Source organism: Pseudarthrobacter sp. As-47 (assembly GCF_058215595.1).
This window is the reverse complement of sequence record NZ_CM177088.1, coordinates 3,046,676-3,064,550: the sequence shown is the minus strand read 5'-3', so window position 1 is coordinate 3,064,550 and position 17,875 is coordinate 3,046,676. Positions and strand designations below refer to the sequence as shown.

The 17,875-nt window shown below is 68.7% G+C and carries 17 protein-coding genes; 12 read left to right on the top strand and 5 right to left on the bottom strand.

The genetic code is table 11. The features are described 5' to 3' along the window. Positions 1 to 69: 69 nt before the first annotated feature. Positions 70 to 1,488: a family 4 glycosyl hydrolase gene (locus AC4BCK_RS14125; RefSeq protein WP_400600241.1), complete on the bottom strand. Its 1,419-nt coding sequence runs from the start codon at positions 1,486 to 1,488 to the stop codon at positions 70 to 72. Positions 1,489 to 1,557: 69 nt separating this feature from the next. Between AC4BCK_RS14125 and AC4BCK_RS14120 the strand changes: the two genes are divergently transcribed. Genes AC4BCK_RS14120 through tsaD form a run of 6 tightly spaced genes read left to right on the top strand, consistent with a single transcriptional unit; the run spans position 1,558 to position 6,810 of the window. Next, complete coding sequence (locus AC4BCK_RS14120; protein ID WP_310109293.1) at positions 1,558 to 2,649, top strand: carbohydrate kinase family protein; 1,092 nt, start codon at positions 1,558 to 1,560, stop codon at positions 2,647 to 2,649. A gap of 40 nt (positions 2,650 to 2,689) precedes the next feature. Beyond that, positions 2,690 to 3,910: an alanine racemase gene (gene alr, locus AC4BCK_RS14115; RefSeq protein ID WP_310109296.1), complete on the top strand. Its 1,221-nt coding sequence runs from the start codon at positions 2,690 to 2,692 to the stop codon at positions 3,908 to 3,910. A gap of 35 nt (positions 3,911 to 3,945) precedes the next feature. After that, on the top strand, positions 3,946 to 4,488 hold the full coding sequence (gene tsaE / locus AC4BCK_RS14110) for a tRNA (adenosine(37)-N6)-threonylcarbamoyltransferase complex ATPase subunit type 1 TsaE (protein ID WP_310109375.1): 543 nt from the start codon (positions 3,946 to 3,948) through the stop codon (positions 4,486 to 4,488). Then, the gene (gene tsaB / locus AC4BCK_RS14105) at positions 4,488 to 5,159 is read left to right on the top strand and encodes a tRNA (adenosine(37)-N6)-threonylcarbamoyltransferase complex dimerization subunit type 1 TsaB (RefSeq protein WP_174176567.1); all 672 of its coding nucleotides are present in this window, start codon (positions 4,488 to 4,490) and stop codon (positions 5,157 to 5,159) included. Before tsaE ends, tsaB begins: the two co-directional genes overlap by 1 nt. A 44-nt stretch (positions 5,160 to 5,203) precedes the next feature. Next, positions 5,204 to 5,710, top strand: a complete 507-nt coding sequence (gene rimI / locus AC4BCK_RS14100) for a ribosomal protein S18-alanine N-acetyltransferase (protein WP_246256048.1) — start codon at positions 5,204 to 5,206, stop codon at positions 5,708 to 5,710. Further along, positions 5,707 to 6,810 carry a tRNA (adenosine(37)-N6)-threonylcarbamoyltransferase complex transferase subunit TsaD gene (gene tsaD / locus AC4BCK_RS14095; RefSeq protein WP_490566036.1) on the top strand — a complete coding sequence of 368 codons (1,104 nt, stop codon included), beginning with the start codon at positions 5,707 to 5,709 and terminating at the stop codon, positions 6,808 to 6,810. The genes rimI and tsaD overlap by 4 nt, the downstream gene beginning before the upstream one ends. A 111-nt stretch (positions 6,811 to 6,921) precedes the next feature. On the opposite strand, the gene AC4BCK_RS14090 is transcribed toward tsaD, so the two are convergent. Next, entirely contained in the window at positions 6,922 to 8,073 is a 1,152-nt protein-coding gene (locus tag AC4BCK_RS14090; protein ID WP_104185129.1) for a glutamate--cysteine ligase, read from the bottom strand. A gap of 386 nt (positions 8,074 to 8,459) precedes the next feature. Here AC4BCK_RS14090 and AC4BCK_RS14085 point away from each other — a divergent pair, with 386 nt between their 5' ends. Both AC4BCK_RS14085 and AC4BCK_RS14080 read left to right on the top strand, forming a co-directional pair. Next, positions 8,460 to 9,887, top strand: coding sequence for a glycoside hydrolase family 3 N-terminal domain-containing protein (locus tag AC4BCK_RS14085; protein WP_490566919.1), 1,428 nt, complete (start codon positions 8,460 to 8,462; stop codon positions 9,885 to 9,887). 106 nt (positions 9,888 to 9,993) lie between these two features. Next, complete coding sequence (locus AC4BCK_RS14080) at positions 9,994 to 10,791, top strand: shikimate 5-dehydrogenase (RefSeq protein ID WP_490566918.1); 798 nt, start codon at positions 9,994 to 9,996, stop codon at positions 10,789 to 10,791. Positions 10,792 to 10,795: 4 nt separating this feature from the next. On the opposite strand, the gene AC4BCK_RS14075 is transcribed toward AC4BCK_RS14080, so the two are convergent. Beyond that, the gene (locus AC4BCK_RS14075; RefSeq protein ID WP_363939984.1) at positions 10,796 to 12,046 is read right to left on the bottom strand and encodes a THUMP-like domain-containing protein; all 1,251 of its coding nucleotides are present in this window, start codon (positions 12,044 to 12,046) and stop codon (positions 10,796 to 10,798) included. A 54-nt stretch (positions 12,047 to 12,100) separates the two neighbouring features. Here AC4BCK_RS14075 and AC4BCK_RS14070 point away from each other — a divergent pair, with 54 nt between their 5' ends. Beyond that, positions 12,101 to 12,472 (top strand): hypothetical protein, encoded by a 372-nt coding sequence (locus AC4BCK_RS14070; RefSeq protein ID WP_364406300.1) that lies wholly within the window; start codon positions 12,101 to 12,103, stop codon positions 12,470 to 12,472. Here the strand turns inward: AC4BCK_RS14070 and AC4BCK_RS14065 are convergent. Next, positions 12,400 to 13,332, bottom strand: a complete 933-nt coding sequence (locus tag AC4BCK_RS14065; protein WP_490566035.1) for a DMT family transporter — start codon at positions 13,330 to 13,332, stop codon at positions 12,400 to 12,402. The genes AC4BCK_RS14070 and AC4BCK_RS14065 overlap by 73 nt on opposite strands. Before the next feature lie 228 nt (positions 13,333 to 13,560). Here AC4BCK_RS14065 and groES point away from each other — a divergent pair, with 228 nt between their 5' ends. After that, positions 13,561 to 13,854 carry a co-chaperone GroES gene (groES, locus tag AC4BCK_RS14060; protein ID WP_003805290.1) on the top strand — a complete coding sequence of 98 codons (294 nt, stop codon included), beginning with the start codon at positions 13,561 to 13,563 and terminating at the stop codon, positions 13,852 to 13,854. A gap of 77 nt (positions 13,855 to 13,931) precedes the next feature. Then, positions 13,932 to 15,542: a chaperonin GroEL gene (gene groL, locus AC4BCK_RS14055; protein ID WP_251420995.1), complete on the top strand. Its 1,611-nt coding sequence runs from the start codon at positions 13,932 to 13,934 to the stop codon at positions 15,540 to 15,542. Between the two features lie 85 nt (positions 15,543 to 15,627). Here the strand turns inward: groL and AC4BCK_RS14050 are convergent, their stop codons facing one another. After that, entirely contained in the window at positions 15,628 to 16,230 is a 603-nt protein-coding gene (locus AC4BCK_RS14050) for a dihydrofolate reductase family protein (protein WP_436054918.1), read from the bottom strand. An 80-nt stretch (positions 16,231 to 16,310) separates the two neighbouring features. Here AC4BCK_RS14050 and AC4BCK_RS14045 point away from each other — a divergent pair, with 80 nt between their 5' ends. After that, positions 16,311 to 17,831 carry an ATP-dependent DNA ligase gene (locus tag AC4BCK_RS14045; protein ID WP_490566034.1) on the top strand — a complete coding sequence of 507 codons (1,521 nt, stop codon included), beginning with the start codon at positions 16,311 to 16,313 and terminating at the stop codon, positions 17,829 to 17,831. The last annotated feature ends 44 nt before the right edge of the window (positions 17,832 to 17,875 follow it).

Genomic DNA, 17,875 nt, shown 5'->3' with positions numbered 1-17,875 from the left:
TCCTTCCGGCCACCGGCGTGTACGGGCAGCGCCGGTAGAGTGCGCATCCGATAAAACACTACTCCTCCCTCACCTGACACCTGGGCGCCACAGGTCCCGGAGCGCGGGGAACTCCCGCTCGTAGCCGCCCAGCAGGGCATGGGCCAGGTCTTCCGAGTCCACCAGCGGATGCCCGGCGAACGCCGCGAGGGCGGCTTTGCGGTCACCCTCGACGGCGGCGCGCACGGTCAGCCGCTCCACCTCCTTGACCTGCCGGAGCAGTCCCAGCTGCGGTTCCGGGGGAGCCTGCTGGGGCAGCGGCAGCGCGCCGTCGGCCGTTACCGTGCAGGGAACTTCGACGACGGCGTCTGCCGGCAGCCCTGGAATGGCCGGTCCAGGGGTGGCCGGCCGGGCCGCGGTTTGGTTGGCGGCTGTGTCCGGTACGGGCGCGGGGGAGTTGCGGGTGTTCAGGATCAGCTGTGTGTCACCCGCTCCAGACAGGGCACGCATGGCGGCGAGGGCCACCCGCTCGTAGCCGCCGCCGGCGAGGTCGGACTCGTCCCGCTGCCCGCCCTGGGTGCGTGCCTCGGCCAGGTAGCCCTCCTCGCGGGACCGGCGCGCTTCCTCCCAGAGCCGGAACGCATCGGCGCCCGCGCCTGCCAGCCGCGGGTACAGCTCCTCCTGCTGGCTGTGGATGGTCTCGCCGCGGGTCCGGGCCATGGCGCGCATAGCCTCGCGGGCGGCGTCCCGCTGGTAGTAGTAATAGAGGTACTCGTTGGGCAGCGCGCCGAGCTCCGCCAGGAACGGCTGGGGGAACAGCCGGCCCTCCTCGAACGTGGCCAGCGCCAGAGGATCCGCGAGCAGCCGCGGCAGCAGGTCCTGCCCGTTGTACTCCAGCCGGTACAGCCAGCCCAGGTGGTTCAGGCCGTAGTAGCCCACGCCGTCGAGCCTTCCCTCCAGCAGCGGTGCCCCGGCCGCCCGCGCCGCCCGCTGCACCAGGCCGCCGGCCGAGTCGCAGATCCCGACGACCTTCCTGCCCATCACGGGGAGCAGCGCCTCGGTGACCATGCCTGCGGGGTTGGTGAAGTTGACCAGCCAGGCCTCCGGGCAGTGCTCCTTCATCAGCCGTGCCAGATTGAGCATGTGCGGGATCGTCCGCAGCGCGTAGGAGATCCCGCCCGCGCCGGTTGTCTCCTGCCCCAGCAGGCCAAGGTCCTGCGCCACCCTTTCGTCCGCCACCCGCCCTGCCGTACCGCCGGGCCGGATGGCCGCGAACACCATCCCGGTGCCCGCCAGCGCCTGCGGCAGGTTGGTGGTGGCGTGCACTGGAACCCGGGCACCCGGACCGCCCGGCATGCTGTGCAGGACGGCGGTGACGGACTGGAGGCGGGCGGGGTCGACGTCGTACAGCACCAGCTCGCTGACCATCCCCGCAAAGCGTCCGGAGGCCAGCGCCCGGTATATCAGCGGCACCCGGAAACCCCCGCCGCCGGCAATGAGAAGCCGCATAACCAGCAGTCTAGGCCCGCGCCCGGCGGGCCCCTACCGGATGTCTGCGGCAGGGCGTAGTCTGCGGACATGGACGCGATCCCAGCCCGCCCCTACGACCCCCTGGCAGCCGTCCGCCCGCCCTCCGCTCCCGGATTCGACGTGCTGCTGGCCGGAACGGTTTTCCAGGACATCATTTTCACAGGGCTTCCGCACGCGCCGGAGCCCGGCACCGAAATCTGGAGCGACGGCATGGGCAGCTGCCCCGGCGGGGTTGCCAACCAAGCCATCGCCGCGGCACGGCTGGGGCTGAAGACAGGACTGGCCGCCGCGTTCGGCGACGACGGCTACGGGGACTTCAACTGGAAGATCCTGTCCGGCCAGGAGCACGTGGACCTCTCGTTGTCGCAGAAAGTGCCTGGCTGGCACTCACCCGTCACCGTCTCCCTCTGCGTGGAGAAGGACCGGTCCATGGTGACCCACGGCCACGCAGCGCCCATCACATCCTCCGAGCTGATCGGGGACCCGCCGCCCGCGCTCGCAGGCATCGCGGAAGTGGGCAGGGAGATCGAGCCGTGGGCGAAGGCAGCGCACCACGCGGGGGTCAAGCTGTTCGGCGATGTCGGCTGGGACCCCAGCGGGGAATGGGCGCCTGCCCGGCTGGACAACCTGCAGTACTTCCATGCCTTCCTCCCCAACCAGCGCGAGGCCATGGCCTTCACTGGGAAGGACGATCCCTGGACTGCCCTGTATGCGCTGGCGGACCGTGTCCCGGTGGCCGTGGTGACGCTCGGCGCGCAGGGGGCCATGGCCGTGGACTCCGAGACGGGGGAGGAGGAATGGGTGCCTTCGCTTCCGGTGAAGGCCTACGACCCCACGGGCGCAGGTGACTGTTTCGACGCCGCGTTCATCGTTGGCAGCCTGGCCGGCTGGCCGCTGGGGGACAGGCTCCGCTTTGCGAACCTCTGCGCCTCGCTGGCGGTCCAGGAGGTGGGCGGATCCCTGGCGGCCCCCGGGTGGGGGGACATTGCCGACTGGTGGAAGCGCGCCAACGCCCGGCCGGAGCGGCAGATGAGCCAGTGGCTGCGGCGGTTCGGTTTCCTGGCCGACATCATCCTGGACGTGCCGCTCGCCGCGCAGCGCAGGGCCACAGCCACCATCGCCCACCTCTCGGACGCCTGACGATTATTCGGCCGGAAGCGCCAGCACTAGAATCACTAGGGTGACTTACCCCGCAACAACCGGCGAATTCAGTGCTGTCCCGGGACACGGTTCCCGCTATGAACGGTCCGCCGTGATCGACCTGGACGCTATCCGGCACAACGTGCGCCGCCTCGCCGCTGCCGCATCCCCGGCGAAAGTCATGGCCGTGGTCAAAGCTGATGCCTACGGGCACGGCGCCGTGCCGGTGGCCCGGGCAGCCCTGGAGGCAGGAGCGTCCTGGCTGGGGGTGGCCCACATTTCGGAGGCCCTGGCGCTCCGGGCTGCCGGCATTGACGCGCCGCTGCTGGCCTGGCTGCACACCACGGAGAGCAACTTCGGCGCCGCCGTGGCTGCCGGCGTGGACATTGGCTGCTCGGGCTGGGAACTGGACCGCATCGTGGCCGCAGCCCGGGAACAGGAGCGCCCGGCCCGCATCCACCTGAAAGTGGACACCGGACTGGGACGCAACGGCGCGGCCCTGGACAGCTGGGACCAGCTGGTGGGCGAGGCGATGGACTACCAGGACCAGGGCCTGCTGCGCGTAGTGGGCATCTTCTCCCACCTCGCCGTCGCCGATGAGCCGGAGCGTCCCGAGACCGACCAGCAGCTGGCCACGTTCCGCGACGTCCTGGCCGTGGCGGAGGACGCCGGCGTGGACCCGGAAGTCCGCCACCTGGCCAACACCCCCGCCACGCTGTCCCGGCCCGATACCCACTTCGACCTGGTCCGCGTTGGCCTGGGAATCTACGGGCTGTCCCCGTTCGCCGGCCAGAGTTCCGCCGAACTGGGGCTCCGCCCGGCCATGACGCTGCGGACCCTGGTGTCGCAGTGCAAGGAGGTGCCGGACGGGCAGGGCGTCTCCTACGGCCTCCACTACCGCACCCAGGGGGACAGCACGCTGGGCCTGATCCCGGTGGGTTACGCGGACGGGGTGCCGCGGTCCGCCACCGGCGGGCCCGTGCGGGTGGCCGGCCGGACCTACCCGGTGGTGGGCCGGATTGCCATGGACCAGATGGTTATCGATCTCGGCGGCATCGGCGGGGCGGGTGCGGACCTGCTGGGTGCCGAGGCGGAACTGTTCGGGGACGGAGCCGACGGCGGCCCCACCGCCGATGACTGGGCGCGCGCCGCCGGGACCATCAACTACGAGATTGTCACCAGGATCAGCCCCAGGGTGCCGCGGCGCTTCATCAACGAAGAGGACCGGACCTCCGCATCCAGCCAGGAGAAGCTCTCGTGACCGCCAACGGCCAGGCTCCCCTGCCTAACTGGGAAATGACACTAACGGCGACGACGGCGGAGCAGACCCATGCGCTGGCCCTCCGCCTCGCGGCGGTCCTGCAGGCCGGGGACCTGCTGGTGCTCAGCGGCGAGCTGGGTGCCGGGAAGACCACGTTCACGCAGGGCCTGGGGGAGGGGCTGGGTGTCCGGGAAGGCATTATTTCCCCCACGTTCGTGCTGGTCCGCATCCACCCCAACCTGCCGCACGGGCCGCGGCCCGGCGGCCCGGACCTGGTGCACGTGGACGCCTACAGGCTGGACTCAGCCGCGGAGATTGACGACATCGACCTGGAAAACACCATGGACTCCTCCGTGACGGTGGTGGAGTGGGGCCGGGACCGGGTGGAGCACCTCAGCGAGAGCAGGCTGGAGATCGACCTGCACCGTGCGGTGGGACTTGAAGACGGGCTGCCCTCCGACGGGCTGGACTTCGACACCGGGGACGCAGACGAGCCCCGCACCATCGTGATGCGCGGCTACGGCCCGCGGTGGCCCGAAGCCCCGGAACTTGGTGCCGCCATGGAAGGTGCTCGCTGATGCTGATCCTGGCCATTGACACTTCCGCCGTTGCCAGCGCCGCCCTGGTGTCCTCTGAAACACCGGGTTCCGTGGTGGCCAGCTTCTCCACCGAGGACACCCGGAGCCACGCCGAGGTGCTTGCCCCCGGAATCGAGGAGATGCTCGCAGGCGCCGGCTTGACCGGAAACGACATCGACGCCCTGGTGGTGGGTGTGGGTCCCGGACCGTTCACCGGATTGCGGTCCGGAATCGCCACCGCGCGGACCCTCGCTTTTGTTTGGGGCAAACCCCTGCACGGGCTGGTCAGCCTGGACGCCATGGCCCTGGAAGTGGCGGAATCCGCCGCGGCCGTCCCCGAGTTCCTGGTGGCGACGGACGCGCGCCGCAAAGAGGTCTACTGGGCGCGCTACAGCCTCGCCGACGGCCGGCTTCCGGTCCTGGAGGACGGCCCGCACGTCAGCTTCGCCGCCGACCTCCCGGACCTGCCCGCCTTCGGTGCCGGTGCCGGTCTTTACGCTGATGCACTGAAGGCCCACCCCGACTTTGCGCAGGAACAGCCGGATGCCCTGTACCTGGGTAAATTCGCGCTGGCAAGGCTCGAAGCGGGCAGTGGCCTCCTCGACTCCACGCCGCTGTACCTCCGGGAGTCCGACGCCCAGGTCCCCGGACCACGGAAGAGGGCCCTGTGAACCACACACCCGGCCACCCCGGCGCTGGCGTGACCGTCCGCGATATGACGCTGGACGATGTCCCCGCGGTCAGCGCCCTGGAACAGCGGCTCTTTCCCGTGGATGCCTGGCCCCTCCAGATGTTCCTCGACGAACTCTCCCAGCCGGAAACCCGCCGATACCTTGTGGCGCAGGGCACCGACGGCATCGTGGGCTATGCCGGCCTGATGTGCATCGAGCCCATCGCGGACGTCCAGACCATCGCCGTCGTCCCCGAATATGAGGGCCGGGGCATCGGCACCACGCTGCTCACCGCCCTCATCGACGAGGCCCGGCGAAGGCGGGCTGCGGACGTCCTGCTGGAGGTCCGGGCGGACAACCCGCGGGCGCAGCAGCTGTATGTCCGGTTCGGTTTTGAGCAGATCCACGTCCGCCCCCGGTATTACCGCGACGGGGTTGACGCCCTCATCATGCGCCTCCAGCTGGCCGGCACGCCCGGGAGTGCAAGCGGCCCGAACCCCCACAACGCGAATCCCGAAGCCGCGAATCCCCAGGAAGGACCCCAGCCATGAACCGCACGCAGCCACTGGTGCTGGGCATCGAGTCGTCCTGCGACGAGACCGGCGTGGGAATCGTGCGCGGAACCACACTGCTGACCAACACCGTGTCATCCTCCATGGACGAGCACGTCCGGTTCGGCGGCGTCATCCCCGAGATCGCCTCCCGCGCGCACCTGGACGCCTTCGTCCCCACGCTGGAGCAGGCATTGTCCGACGCCGGCGTGGCCCTCGATGACGTGGACGCCATCGCGGTCACCTCGGGACCTGGCCTTGCCGGCGCCCTCATGGTGGGCGTCTGCGCCGCCAAGGCCCTGGCCGTGGCCACCGGCAAGCCGCTGTACGCCATCAACCACCTCGTGGCCCACGTGGGCGTGGGGCTGCTGGACGGGGCAGGCGGCGGCCGGCACAAAGGCACGGCCCCGCAGCTCCTGGAGAACCTCGGCGCGCTGCTGGTTTCCGGCGGCCACACCGAAATCCTGAGGATCAACAGCATCACCGACGACGTGCAGCTCCTGGGTTCCACCATTGACGATGCCGCCGGCGAAGCCTACGACAAGGTGGCCCGCATCCTGGGCCTCGGGTACCCGGGCGGGCCGGCCATCGACAAGGTGGCCCGCACCGGCAACCCGAAGTCCATCCGTTTCCCCCGCGGCCTGAGCCAGCCCAAGTACATGGGGACAGCCGAGGAACCGGGCAGGCACCGGTACGACTGGTCCTTCAGCGGCCTCAAGACCGCGGTGGCCCGGTGCGTGGAGCAGTTTGAGGCGCGCGGGGAGGAGATTCCGGTGGCTGACATTGCGGCGGCGTTCCAGGAAGCCGTGGTGGACATCATTTCCTCGAAGGCCGTGCTGGCCTGCCGGGAACACGGCATCAAGGACGTACTTCTGGGCGGAGGAGTCGCGGCCAACTCACGGCTCCGCGAGCTGACCGGGCAGCGGTGTGCCTCGGCAGGGATCAGGCTGCACGTGCCGCCGCTGGACCTGTGCACGGACAACGGCGCCATGGTGGCGGCCCTGGGTGCCCAGCTGGTGATGGCCGGGGTGGAACCCAGCGGCATCCGCTTCGCCCCGGATTCCTCGATGCCGGTCACGTCGGTGTCCCTGCCGGCCTGAAGACAGTAGGCCCAGCGAACCGTCGCGGGGCACTTGGGGCGCGCCGCCGTCGCAATTCACGACGGTGGCGGGCGTGTCCGTGCCGATGTGCCCCGTTTCGGGCGGGCAGGGTCAGGCGGTGGGGCCGTTGCGCATCTGCTTGACCAGGTCCAGCACCACGGCCTGGAGGTCGCCGCCGTGTTCGGCTGCCACGCGGCGCTGGCGCTGGTAGCCGGCCCCGCGGCGGATGATCTTCTCGACGTCGGCAAGCTCGTCCGTGCAGCGAAGCTTCGCGGCCACGGGCTCGAGCCGGTTGAGGGTTTCCAGCAGGTGCTCGGTGACCAGCTGCTCCTTGCCCGCGGCGTCGAGGATGATGATGGCGTCCATGCCGTAGCGGGCAGCGCGCCACTTGTTTTCCTGGACATGCCAGGGCGGCATGGTGGGAATGGTCCCGCCGTTGTCCAGGGTGGTGGAGAACTCGTCCACCAGGCACTGGGTGAGGGCTGCGATGGCGCCCACCTCCTCCAGGGTGGCCAGGCCGTCGCAGATCCGCATCTCGATGGTGCCCAGGTTTGGAACCGGCCGGATGTCCCAGCGGATCTCCGAGAGCGTGTCGATCACCCCGGTGGTGAACATGTCCTGCACATAGGACTCGTATTCCTCCCAGGAGTGGAACTGGAAGGGCAGTCCGGCGGTGGGGAGCTGCTGGAACATCAGGGCCCGCTGGGACGCGTAGCCGGTGTCCTCGCCGCCCCAGAACGGGCTGGACGCGGAGAGCGCCTGGAAGTGCGGGAAGTAGTTGACCAGGCCGTCCAGCACGGGCAGCACCTTGTCCCGGCGGTCCAGCCCCACATGGACGTGCACGCCATAGATGACCATCTGCCGGCCCCACCACTGCGTGCGGTCAATGAGTTTTGCGTAACGCGCCTTGTCCGTGACCGGCTGCAGCTGCGGCGGGCTGAACGGGTGGCTTCCGGCGCAGAACAGTTCCACGCCCATGGGGTCCGTGATTTCGCGCACGGCGGCCAGCGAACGGCTGAGGTCTTCCTTGGCTTCGGCCGCGGTCTCGCAGATGCCCGTGACCAGTTCCACCGTGTTCAGCAGGAGTTCCTGCTTGATGTGCGGGTGCTCGTCGTCTTCGTTCAGCTCGGGGTGGCGGGACGCGACGCCGCGGAGTACCTCATTGGCCACGGATGCCAGTTCGCCCGTCCGGCCGTCCACCAGCGCGAGTTCCCATTCAACACCAAGGGTTGACTGCCTTGATGTAGCGAAATCGATCTTCACGCATGTCCTAACTGTCCTGTTTGCCGCTGGCTCACGCCGTCACTGACAGTCTGCTGCCGGCAGGCGAACGGGTGGTTCAAGTCTAGTGCAGGGGTAGCATCGTATTGATGGCCTTGTTCCGACCCCTGCGTGACAGTCTTCACACATCCCTCCCCTTCATCGCGGCAGCCTCCGCCGCAGTAGCCCTGGCGTCCTGCACGGCAGCGCCGGGCCCTGCCCCGTCGTCGTCGGCCCCATCTGCCCCCTCTGCACCGTCTGCCACCCCCACGCCACGTACGACGACGGCGCCCGCCACACCTTCCCCGTCGCCTGATCCGGGTACCCGGCCACTGGGCTGGGGGCCCGAGCAGCGCGACCAGGACGTGGCCGCCGCAGCGGTAGCGGCGATGAGCACCGAGGAGAAGGCCGGGCAGGTCCTCCTTCCCTTCTTCAAGGGCAAGGATGTGGAGTCCCACGCAGCGGCCATCGAGCGGCTGCACCTTGCCGGGTCCATCATCATGGGCGACAACGTTCCCCTTGATCCGCAGGGCAGGATGGACGTACAGGGCATGGCTGCCATCAACCAGCGGTTGGCTGCCGCCGCCGGGGGACGGCCGTGGCCCGGGATCATCGCGGTGGACCAGGAAGGCGGCCAGGTTGCGCGGCTGGGCCTGCCCCTGACCGAATGGCCCACACCCATGAGCTACGGTGCCGCCGGCAGCGTGCCACTGGCCCGGGAAGCGGGGCAGGGCCTGGCCGCGGAACTGGTGCCCGTCGGGTTCAACCTGGATTTCGCGCCCGGCACCGATGTCACCATCGGGCCCGGCGATCCCACCATTGGCGCCAGGTCCATGTCCGCTGACCCCGACGCTGCGGGCTCGCTCGGCGTGGCGTTCTCGCAGGGAATGCTCGCTGCGGGGGTGCTGCCGGCAGTGAAGCACTTTCCGGGGCACGGCTCTGTGACGGTCGACTCCCACCACAACCTCCCGGCACAGCCGTCCACCGTGGCGGAGCTCGGCGGCCGCGACTGGAAGCCGTTCCGGGCCGCCATCGACGCCGGAGCTCCGATGGTGATGACCGGGCACATTGCGGTCCCGGCGCTGGAACCCGGCGTCCCGGCGTCGCTCTCCGGCCCTGCCTATGCGGCGCTGCGGGGACTCGGGTTCAAGGGCGTGGCGGTGACGGATGCCCTGAACATGGGCGCCGTGACCAAGCAGTATCCCGGCGGCACCGCCGCGGTGATGGCCCTCGCCGCGGGCGCGGACCTCCTGCTGATGCCCGCCGACGTAGGCCAGGCACACGCGGCGATCGTCCAGGCTGTGGCCTCCGGCGCCCTGCCCCCGGAGCGGCTGGACGAGGCAGCCCGCCGGGTGGCCACCATGATGGCCTGGCACGGCAGGACAGCCGCGGCGGCCGGCGCCCCGGCAGGCAGCGGCGGAGCCCTGTCAGCCCACGTTTCCGCGTCAGCGGTCACCATGCTCTCCGGACCCTGCACCGGCCCGCTGGTTCCCGGCGCGGTACAGGTGGACGGCGGCTCGCCGGCGGACAGGGCACGCTTCGAGGCGGCCGCGGCCAGGGCCGGCCTGGCCCTGGGCTCCGGACCCCTGGTCAGCCTCATCGGCTACGGCGGCCGGGGTGCGGGAGGAGACATTGCCGTGGCACTGGATGCCCCCTGGCCGCTGCGGGACTCGACGGCGCCGGTGAAGGTGGCCCTTTACGGGCGGAGCGACGGAGCCTTCGATGCCCTCGCCGCTGTCCTGGCGGGGAAAGCGGGCGCACCGGGGAAGCTGCCGGCCGCCGTCGGAAATTTCCCGGCGGGAACCGGCTGCCCCTGACCCAACTAGGTAGCAGCAGATGTCCGTTTGGACCCCGATACCGACATCTGCTGCTACCTGGTTGGGAATCCCGTTTAATGGTCGGGTGCCCATTCTCAATAAAGACATGACCCTCTGCATCTCACTCTCGGCGCGGCCCAGCAACAACGGGACCCGTTTCCACAACCACCTGTACGAGCAGCTGAACCTCAACTGGATCTACAAGGCGTTCGCCCCCACGAACCTGGAACAGGCCATTGCGGGCGTCCGCGGCCTGGGCATCCGCGGCTGCGCCATCTCCATGCCTTACAAGGAGGACGTGATTGCGCTGGTGGACGAGATGGACCCCTCGGCCAAGGCCATCGACTCCGTCAACACCATCGTGAACACGGACGGGCGCTTGAAGGCGTACAACACCGACTACACCGCGATCGAGCAGCTCCTGGCCACCAATAAGGTGCCCACCGGCTATTCGGTCCTGGTCCAGGGAGCGGGCGGCATGGCCAAGGCCACCGTTGCCGCGCTCCGCGACGCCGGCTTCGCGGATGTCACGGTCATCGCCCGGAACGAGGTTGCCGGGCGTGCGCTCGCGGACCAGTACGGCTTCAGGTGGCAGGAAGCGCTCGACGGCGGGACGGCGGACTTGATCATTAACGTGACCCCTATCGGTATGGCAGGAGGGGCGGAAGCAGACGCGCTCTCCTTCCCGCAGGAGGCCATCGACGCCGCCCAGGTGGTTTTCGACGTCGTGGCGCTGCCGGCCGAAACCCCGCTGATCAAGGCCGCGCGGGCCGCGGGAAAGCCGGTCATCACCGGGGCGGAGGTTGCCACCATCCAGGCCCTGGAACAGTTTGTGCTTTACACCGGCGTGCGGCCCACCGCTGGGCAGGTGCGTGCCGCTGAGGAGTTCATGCGGGCCCAGTAGCGGTTTATTCGCGGGCAGTGCCCTGCGCCGGCTCCACCACGATGGCCACCCGGTCCTCCCCGATGCGGGTCAGGACCAGGGTGGCTGTTTTGGTTCCGGCTTTCTTGCCGGCTGCGCTCTTTCCCCCGGGGAGCAGCTGCCTGCGGAGTTCCTCGGGCGTGACGGCGGTGCCGCGCTTCTTGATGTCCAGCACGCCGATCCCGTTGTCCTTCACCCAGGCCTTGAGCGCCTTGACGTTGTAGGGCATCACCTCCAGCACCTTGTAGGCCCGGGCAAACGGTGTGTCCACCAGCCCGGGCGCGCACACATAGGCGATGTGCTCATCCACCAGGTGTCCGCCCAGCTGCAGCGCGATGTCCGCCACCAGCCCGGCGCGGATCACCGCGCCGTCGGGTTCGTAGAGGTAGCCCTCCACCGGGCCCACCGGAGCGGCAGGACCGGCGCCGAAGTCTTCTCCGCTGGTCAGCTCGGCCGCACCCTGGGCGCCAAGCACCAGTGCGGCCCGGCGGACTCCCGGCCGGCGCACTGCGTTGAACCACAGGGCCACCTCCGTCACATCCCCGGCCACGGAGACCCACTGCGCTTCGCAGTTGGCCGGAACGGAATCGTGCGGCATGCCCGGACCCATCTTGACCCCCACGGCCAGGCCGGAGGCCGCCAGGTTCTCAACGAAGGACAGTGGCGGCGAAAAAGCCTCCGGATCCCAGATCCGCTTGGTGCCCGATGTGGAAGTGACACGGCGCGCCGGATCCAGCCAGACGCCGTCGATCCCGTCCAGCGGCACTGCCGTGGCGTCCGCATGGACCACGGTGGCGTTGGGGAACGGGATCAGGTTGACGGTGGCGCAGGCTGCCGTGGTCTCATCCATCTCCACGGCGGTGACGTTGATGTCCATGGAAGCCAGCGCCAGGGAATCCGCGGCCAGCCCGCAGCCCAGGTCTGCAACGTGGCGGATCCCGGCCTCCGCGAACCGCTGGGCGTGGCGTGCGGCAACGTTGAGCCGGGTTGCCTGTTCCAGGCCGGCCTGGGTGAACAGCATGCTCCGGGCAAACTCGCCAAACTTCGCGGCCGCCCTGGTGCGGAGCCTGGACTGGGTCAGGACGGCGGAGACCAGTTCGGGGGAGTGGCCGGCCTTGCGGAGGGCCGAGTTCAGCTCGAAGGACTTCTCCTCCTGGTAAGGGCCCAGGGACGCCAAAAGCTCCCAGCCTTCCGGGGTGAGCAGTGGTGCAATCTGGTCCTGGGGAGCTTGAGCCATGGGTTCCAGCCTAGTGGAGGAGCAGCATGCCGGCGGGCCGATAGTGTTGAAGCCATGAAAGACAGTGCAGGTTCCCCGCAGTCCCGCCAGCACCACCCCGGGGGCCTGGCGCGGTTCGCCCGCCCGGCACTGATCGCCAGCGCCGTGGTTGCCGTGGTGTGCATCGCGCTGCTGGTCATCATCTTCTTCCTGGATGCCTTCAACGCCACCGTCTATTCGGTAGGTGGCAACAGCATCCAGGATGACACCCAGGAGGCCCAGGACATCCGCGGGCTGTACGCCGGAGCCCGCGCGGGCAGCATCTTCATCCTGGTTGTATCGCTCATGACGGCCGCGGCTGCCGCGGTGCTGCTTTACCGCGGGCGGAACTCGGCCGAAGAGGGCGACGGCGGGGAGGACGTCGATTTCGAGGACCTGGGCCGCTGAGGTGCTGTGCCGCCGGTGCTGGTGAGCAGGACCCCTGAGATAACCAGGATGCCGCCAAAGACCTGGGGGATCGTGACGGGCTGGCCCAGGACAACCGTGATGATGGCGGTAAACACGGCGATGAGGTTGAGGTAGTTCCCGGCATTCGCGGCGGTGGTGCGTTTGAGCGCCAGGTTCCACAGCAGGTAGGAACCCAGCGACGGGAAGAGGACGATGTAGGCCAGCGACCAGCCCTCGGAGGCTGTAGCCGGCAGCCCGGCCCCTGTGCCCACCGCAAAGGGAACCAGGACGACAGCCGCCATGGCCACCTGCACCGCGGTGGACGTGATCGCCGGGACGGAGAGCCTGCGGGCTGTGATCGTGTAGAAGCCCCACACGGTGATGGCCGCGACGATCAGCAGCTCGCCGGCATTGATCGAGAAGGTCAGCAGCCGCTGCAGATCGCCTCCGGTGAGCACCAGCAGCACTCCGCAGAGGCCCAGCGCGATCCCTGCCCAGCCCAGCGGGCGCGGCCTGTCCCGGAGGAGGAGCACTGCCAGGACCATGATCAGGGCAGGGTTCGCAGCAGTCACCAGGGAAGCGTTCAGGGCCGAGGTGTGCCCCAGCGCGCTGTACAGCAGCAGGGTGTAGGCGCTCATGCCCAGGCAGCTCAGGAGCAGGAGCACCGGCCAGTGGCGCAGGACGGCGCGCCAGTCCGGTTTTTCCACCAGCTGCGCCAGGACCAGCAGCGGCACAGCGGCCAGGGCCCAGCGCCAGAATGTCAGCTGGAGCGGCTGCATGGTCTGCATGGCAGCCTGGCCCACAACAAAGTTGCCCGCCCAGAAGAGGGTGGCAAGAGTCAGGTAAACAGCGGCTCGCACCCGGCAAATCTACACGTCCCCGTGTTCCGCCCATGACGAAACTCTGGCACTCGCCTTGACCGAGTGCTAACCCTTGCATACAGTCTGTATTAGCACTCTCCCTAGGAGGGTGCTAATACATGAAGAGCTGCCAGCCAGGCTGCTGCCGGCACCCGCGACGACGGTTTGCCAGCCACGGTGGGAAGCTTTCCAGTCCACGAATTTGCTGACGAAGAAGGAGAGGTCCGAGTGTCGGTCTCTATTAAGCCTCTTGAGGATCGTATTGTTGTCCGCCCGCTCGAAGCCGAGCAGACCACGGCTTCCGGCCTGGTGATCCCGGACTCCGCGCAGGAGAAGCCGCAGGAAGGCGAAGTTGTTGCAGTAGGCCCCGGCCGCTTCGAAGACGGCAACCGCGTTCCCGTCGACGTAGCCGTTGGCGACGTCGTCATCTACTCCAAGTACGGCGGAACCGAAGTCAAGACCGGCGGCACCGAGTACCTCGTGCTCTCCGCCCGCGACGTCCTGGCGATCGTCGTAAAGTAACTCTCCGGATCCCCGTGCCGCTGGTCATGCGTTCTGCTGGTCAGCTGTGCGGGGTTCTGTCTTGAAAGGACAAAACCATGGCAAAGCAGCTTGCGTTTAACGACGCTGCCCGCCGGTCTCTTGAAGCCGGCATCGATAAGCTCGCCAACACCGTCAAGGTGACGCTCGGCCCCCGCGGCCGCAACGTCGTCCTGGACAAGAAGTGGGGCGCTCCCACCATCACGAACGACGGCGTCACCATCGCCCGCGAAGTGGAACTGGACGACCCCTACGAGAACCTTGGCGCGCAGCTGGCCAAGGAAGTGGCCACCAAGACCAACGATGTTGCCGGTGACGGCACCACCACGGCAACCGTCCTGGCACAGGCACTGGTCAAGGAAGGCCTGCGCAACGTAGCGGCAGGCGCCGCCCCCGGCCAGATCAAGCGCGGCATCGAGGTTTCCGTTGAAGCCGTCGCCGCCCGCCTGCTCGAGAACGCCCGCCCCGTTGAAGGCACCCAGGTGGCCAACGTTGCAGCGATCTCCGCCCAGAGCGACGAGGTTGGCGAACTCCTGGCCGAGGCCTTCGGCAAGGTTGGCAAGGATGGTGTGATCACCATCGAGGAATCCTCCACCACGCAGACCGAACTGGTCCTGACCGAGGGCATGCAGTTCGACAAGGGCTACCTGTCCCCGTACTTCGTCACCGACGCGGAACGCCAGGAAGCAGTCCTTGAGGACGCCCTTATCCTGATCAACCAGGGCAAGATCTCCAGCATTCAGGACTTCCTGCCGCTGCTGGAGAAGGCGCTGCAGAGCTCCAAGCCACTCTTCATCATCGCCGAAGACGTTGACGGCGAGGCCCTGTCCACGCTGATCGTCAACCGCATCCGCGGCACCCTGAACGTTGTTGCCGTCAAGGCTCCGGGCTTCGGCGACCGCCGCAAGGCCATGCTGCAGGACATCGCCACCCTCACCGGTGCACAGGTTGTTTCCCCGGAACTGGGCCTGAGCCTGGACACCGTTGGCCTTGAGGTGCTGGGTACCGCCCGCCGCATCACGGTCACCAAGGACAACACCACCATCGTTGACGGCGCAGGTTCGGCCGAAGACGTGGCAGCACGCGTAGCCCAGCTCCGCGCCGAGCTGACCCGCACCGACTCCGACTGGGACCGTGAAAAGCTCCAGGAGCGCCTGGCCAAGCTGGCCGGCGGCATCGGTGTCATCAAGGTTGGCGCCGCCACCGAGGTTGAGCTGAAGGAAAAGAAGCACCGCATCGAGGACGCTGTGTCCTCCACCCGCGCTGCCCTTGAAGAGGGCATCGTTGCCGGCGGCGGTTCCGCCCTGATCCACGCCCTGAAGGCACTGGATGAGGACCCCGCCGTCAAGGCACTCGAAGGCGACGCCGCCGCTGCCGTGGGCATCGTCCGCCGCGCACTGGTGCAGCCGCTGCGCTGGATCGCCCAGAACGCGGGCTTTGACGGCTACGTTGTGACCTCCAAGGTCGCCGACCTGGAAACCAACAGCGGTTTCAACGCCAAGTCGGGCGAGTATGAGGACCTGATCGCTGCCGGTGTCATCGACCCCGTCAAGGTCACCCGTGCGGCCCTCCGCAACGCGGCCTCCATCGCTGCCCTGGTTCTCACCACCGAGACCCTGGTGGTGGAGAAGCCGGCCGAAGAGGACGAGCACGCAGGCCACAGCCACTAGCGTCCGCTCTTCGGCCACGCGCCCAGAGCCGTCGCACAATAAACCGGTCCAGCTTCGGCTGGGCCGGTTTTTTGTGCCTTGGAGACTACGCTCCCGGCATGTCCTGCGTCCGGACTTCGCCGGCGCGCTCGTAGACCAGGGACACCGAGCCCTTTGGAAAGGTGCGGGCCGGCTCGGCGAGGCGGAACGTGGCGGGAACGGTCCCGGCGTCGAAAAGCCGCTTGCCCTGCCCGAGCGTGACCGGATAGAGCCACAGGTGGAGGCGGTCCAAAACATCTGCCTGAAGGAGTGACCGGATGAGGACGCCGCTGCCGAACATGTGCACCTGGTTGTACTCGTCGCGGAGCCGGCCCGCGGCGGCGGCGTCCGGGAGGACCGTCGTTCCCTCCCAGGCCGGATCAGTCAGGGTGCTGGAGACGACGAACTTGGGCACCCGGTTGAGCGTGCCGCCAATGTCATCGGACTGGTGCGGCCAGTAGGCCGCGAAGATGTCGTAGGTCTTCCGGCCGAGAAGCAGGGCATCGATGTGGCCGATCCCTGCCTCGATGGCTGCCTCGGCTTCGGCATCGGACACCGGTAACTGCCAGCCGCCCAAGGTAAAACCGCCTTCGGTGTCCTCCTCGCGGCCGCCGGGCCCCTGGTAGACGCCGTCGAGGGTCAGGAACAGGTTCGCGACGATGATTCCCACCCGTCCAGTCTGGGACAGCGCTCCCACGCTGTCCAGCACTCCGGCGCTGCCCGGGCAGGCGGGCGTGGCAGACTGATGCCATGCTGCTCGACGAGCTTGTGAAAACTACGGATAAGGTCGCATCCACACGCTCCCGGCTCGCGAAGGTGGACGCCCTGGCGGACCTGTTGCGCCGGCTGGAGCCCGGGGAGGTCGCCACCGCCGTCGGCCTGCTCACCGCCAAGCCGCGCCAGGGCCGGGTGGGGGTGGGCTGGCGCGGCATGTCCGCGGCCATGGGGGAGCCCGCCGCGGACCCCCGCCTAAGCGTGGCCGACCTGGACGCGGCTTTGGACCGGCTCCTTGCCACCGGCGGCGCCGGGTCTGCGGCGGAGCGCGCCGCGACCCTCCGGACGCTCACGGCTGCAGCCACCGAACGCGAGCAGGCCTTCATCGCCGGCGTCATGCTCGGGGAACTGCGCACCGGTGCGCTTGAGGGGGTTCTGACGGATGCCGTTGCCCGGGCCTCGGACCGGACTGTCGACTCCGTACGCCGCGCAGCGATGCTCTCCGGCGACCTCGGCGAAACCGCCCTGCTGGCCCTCACGGGCACGGCAGCCCAGCTCGACGCCGTCGGCCTCGTCGTGGGCCGGCCCGTCCAGCCGATGCTTGCCTCCACCGCGGCCAGCGCCGGCGCCGCGCTTGAGGCGACGGGCGAGGCATCCGTGGAATACAAGCTCGACGGCGCCCGCATCCAGGTGCACCGCTCCGGCGACGACGTGGGCATCTACACACGCACCCTGGCCGACGTGACCCACCGGCTGCCTGAGGTGGTCGAGGTGGTGCGCGCGCTGCCGGTGCGCGACGTGATCCTGGACGGCGAGACCCTTGCCCTCGACGAGGACGGCGGCCCCCGGCCGTTCCAGGAGACCATGTCCCGGTTCGGGGCGGACGCGGCACGGACCACGGTGCTGCATCCCTGGTTCTTCGACGTGCTCCACATCGACGGGCGCGACCTCCTCGACGAACCGCTGTCCACACGCATCGGCGTGCTGGAGCGCATCGCCCCGGAGCACCGGATCCCGGGGGAGATCACTGCGGACCCGGATGTTGCCGAAAGGGTCTCACGCGATGCGCTCGCCGCAGGCCACGAGGGCGTCGTGGTGAAAGCGGTGGGATCGGCCTACGCCGCCGGCAGGCGCGGTTCCAACTGGATCAAGGTCAAGCCGGTGCTTACCTACGATCTCGTGGTCCTTGCCTGCGAGTGGGGGTCGGGCCGCCGCACAGGGCTGCTTTCCAACCTGCATCTCGGAGCCCTCGACCCGTCCGGCGAGTTCGGTAAACCCGGCGGCTATGTCATGGTGGGCAAAACCTTCAAGGGCCTCACCGATGCGCTGCTGCGCTGGCAGACGGAGAGGTTCCAGGAACTTGAGGTCCGGCGTACGGCCGGCACGGTCTGGATGGAGCCCGTCACCGTGGTGGAGATCGCCATCGACGGTGTGCAGCAGTCCACGCGCTATCCCGGCGGAATTGCGCTCCGGTTCGCCCGCGTCAAGCGGTACCGCGAGGACAAGACGGCCGCGGAAGCGGACACTATACAGACGCTGCGCGGGCTGCTTCGCTAGCAGTTGTGCCGGTTCGGCTGCGGGCGTACCGTGACGCTTAAGTA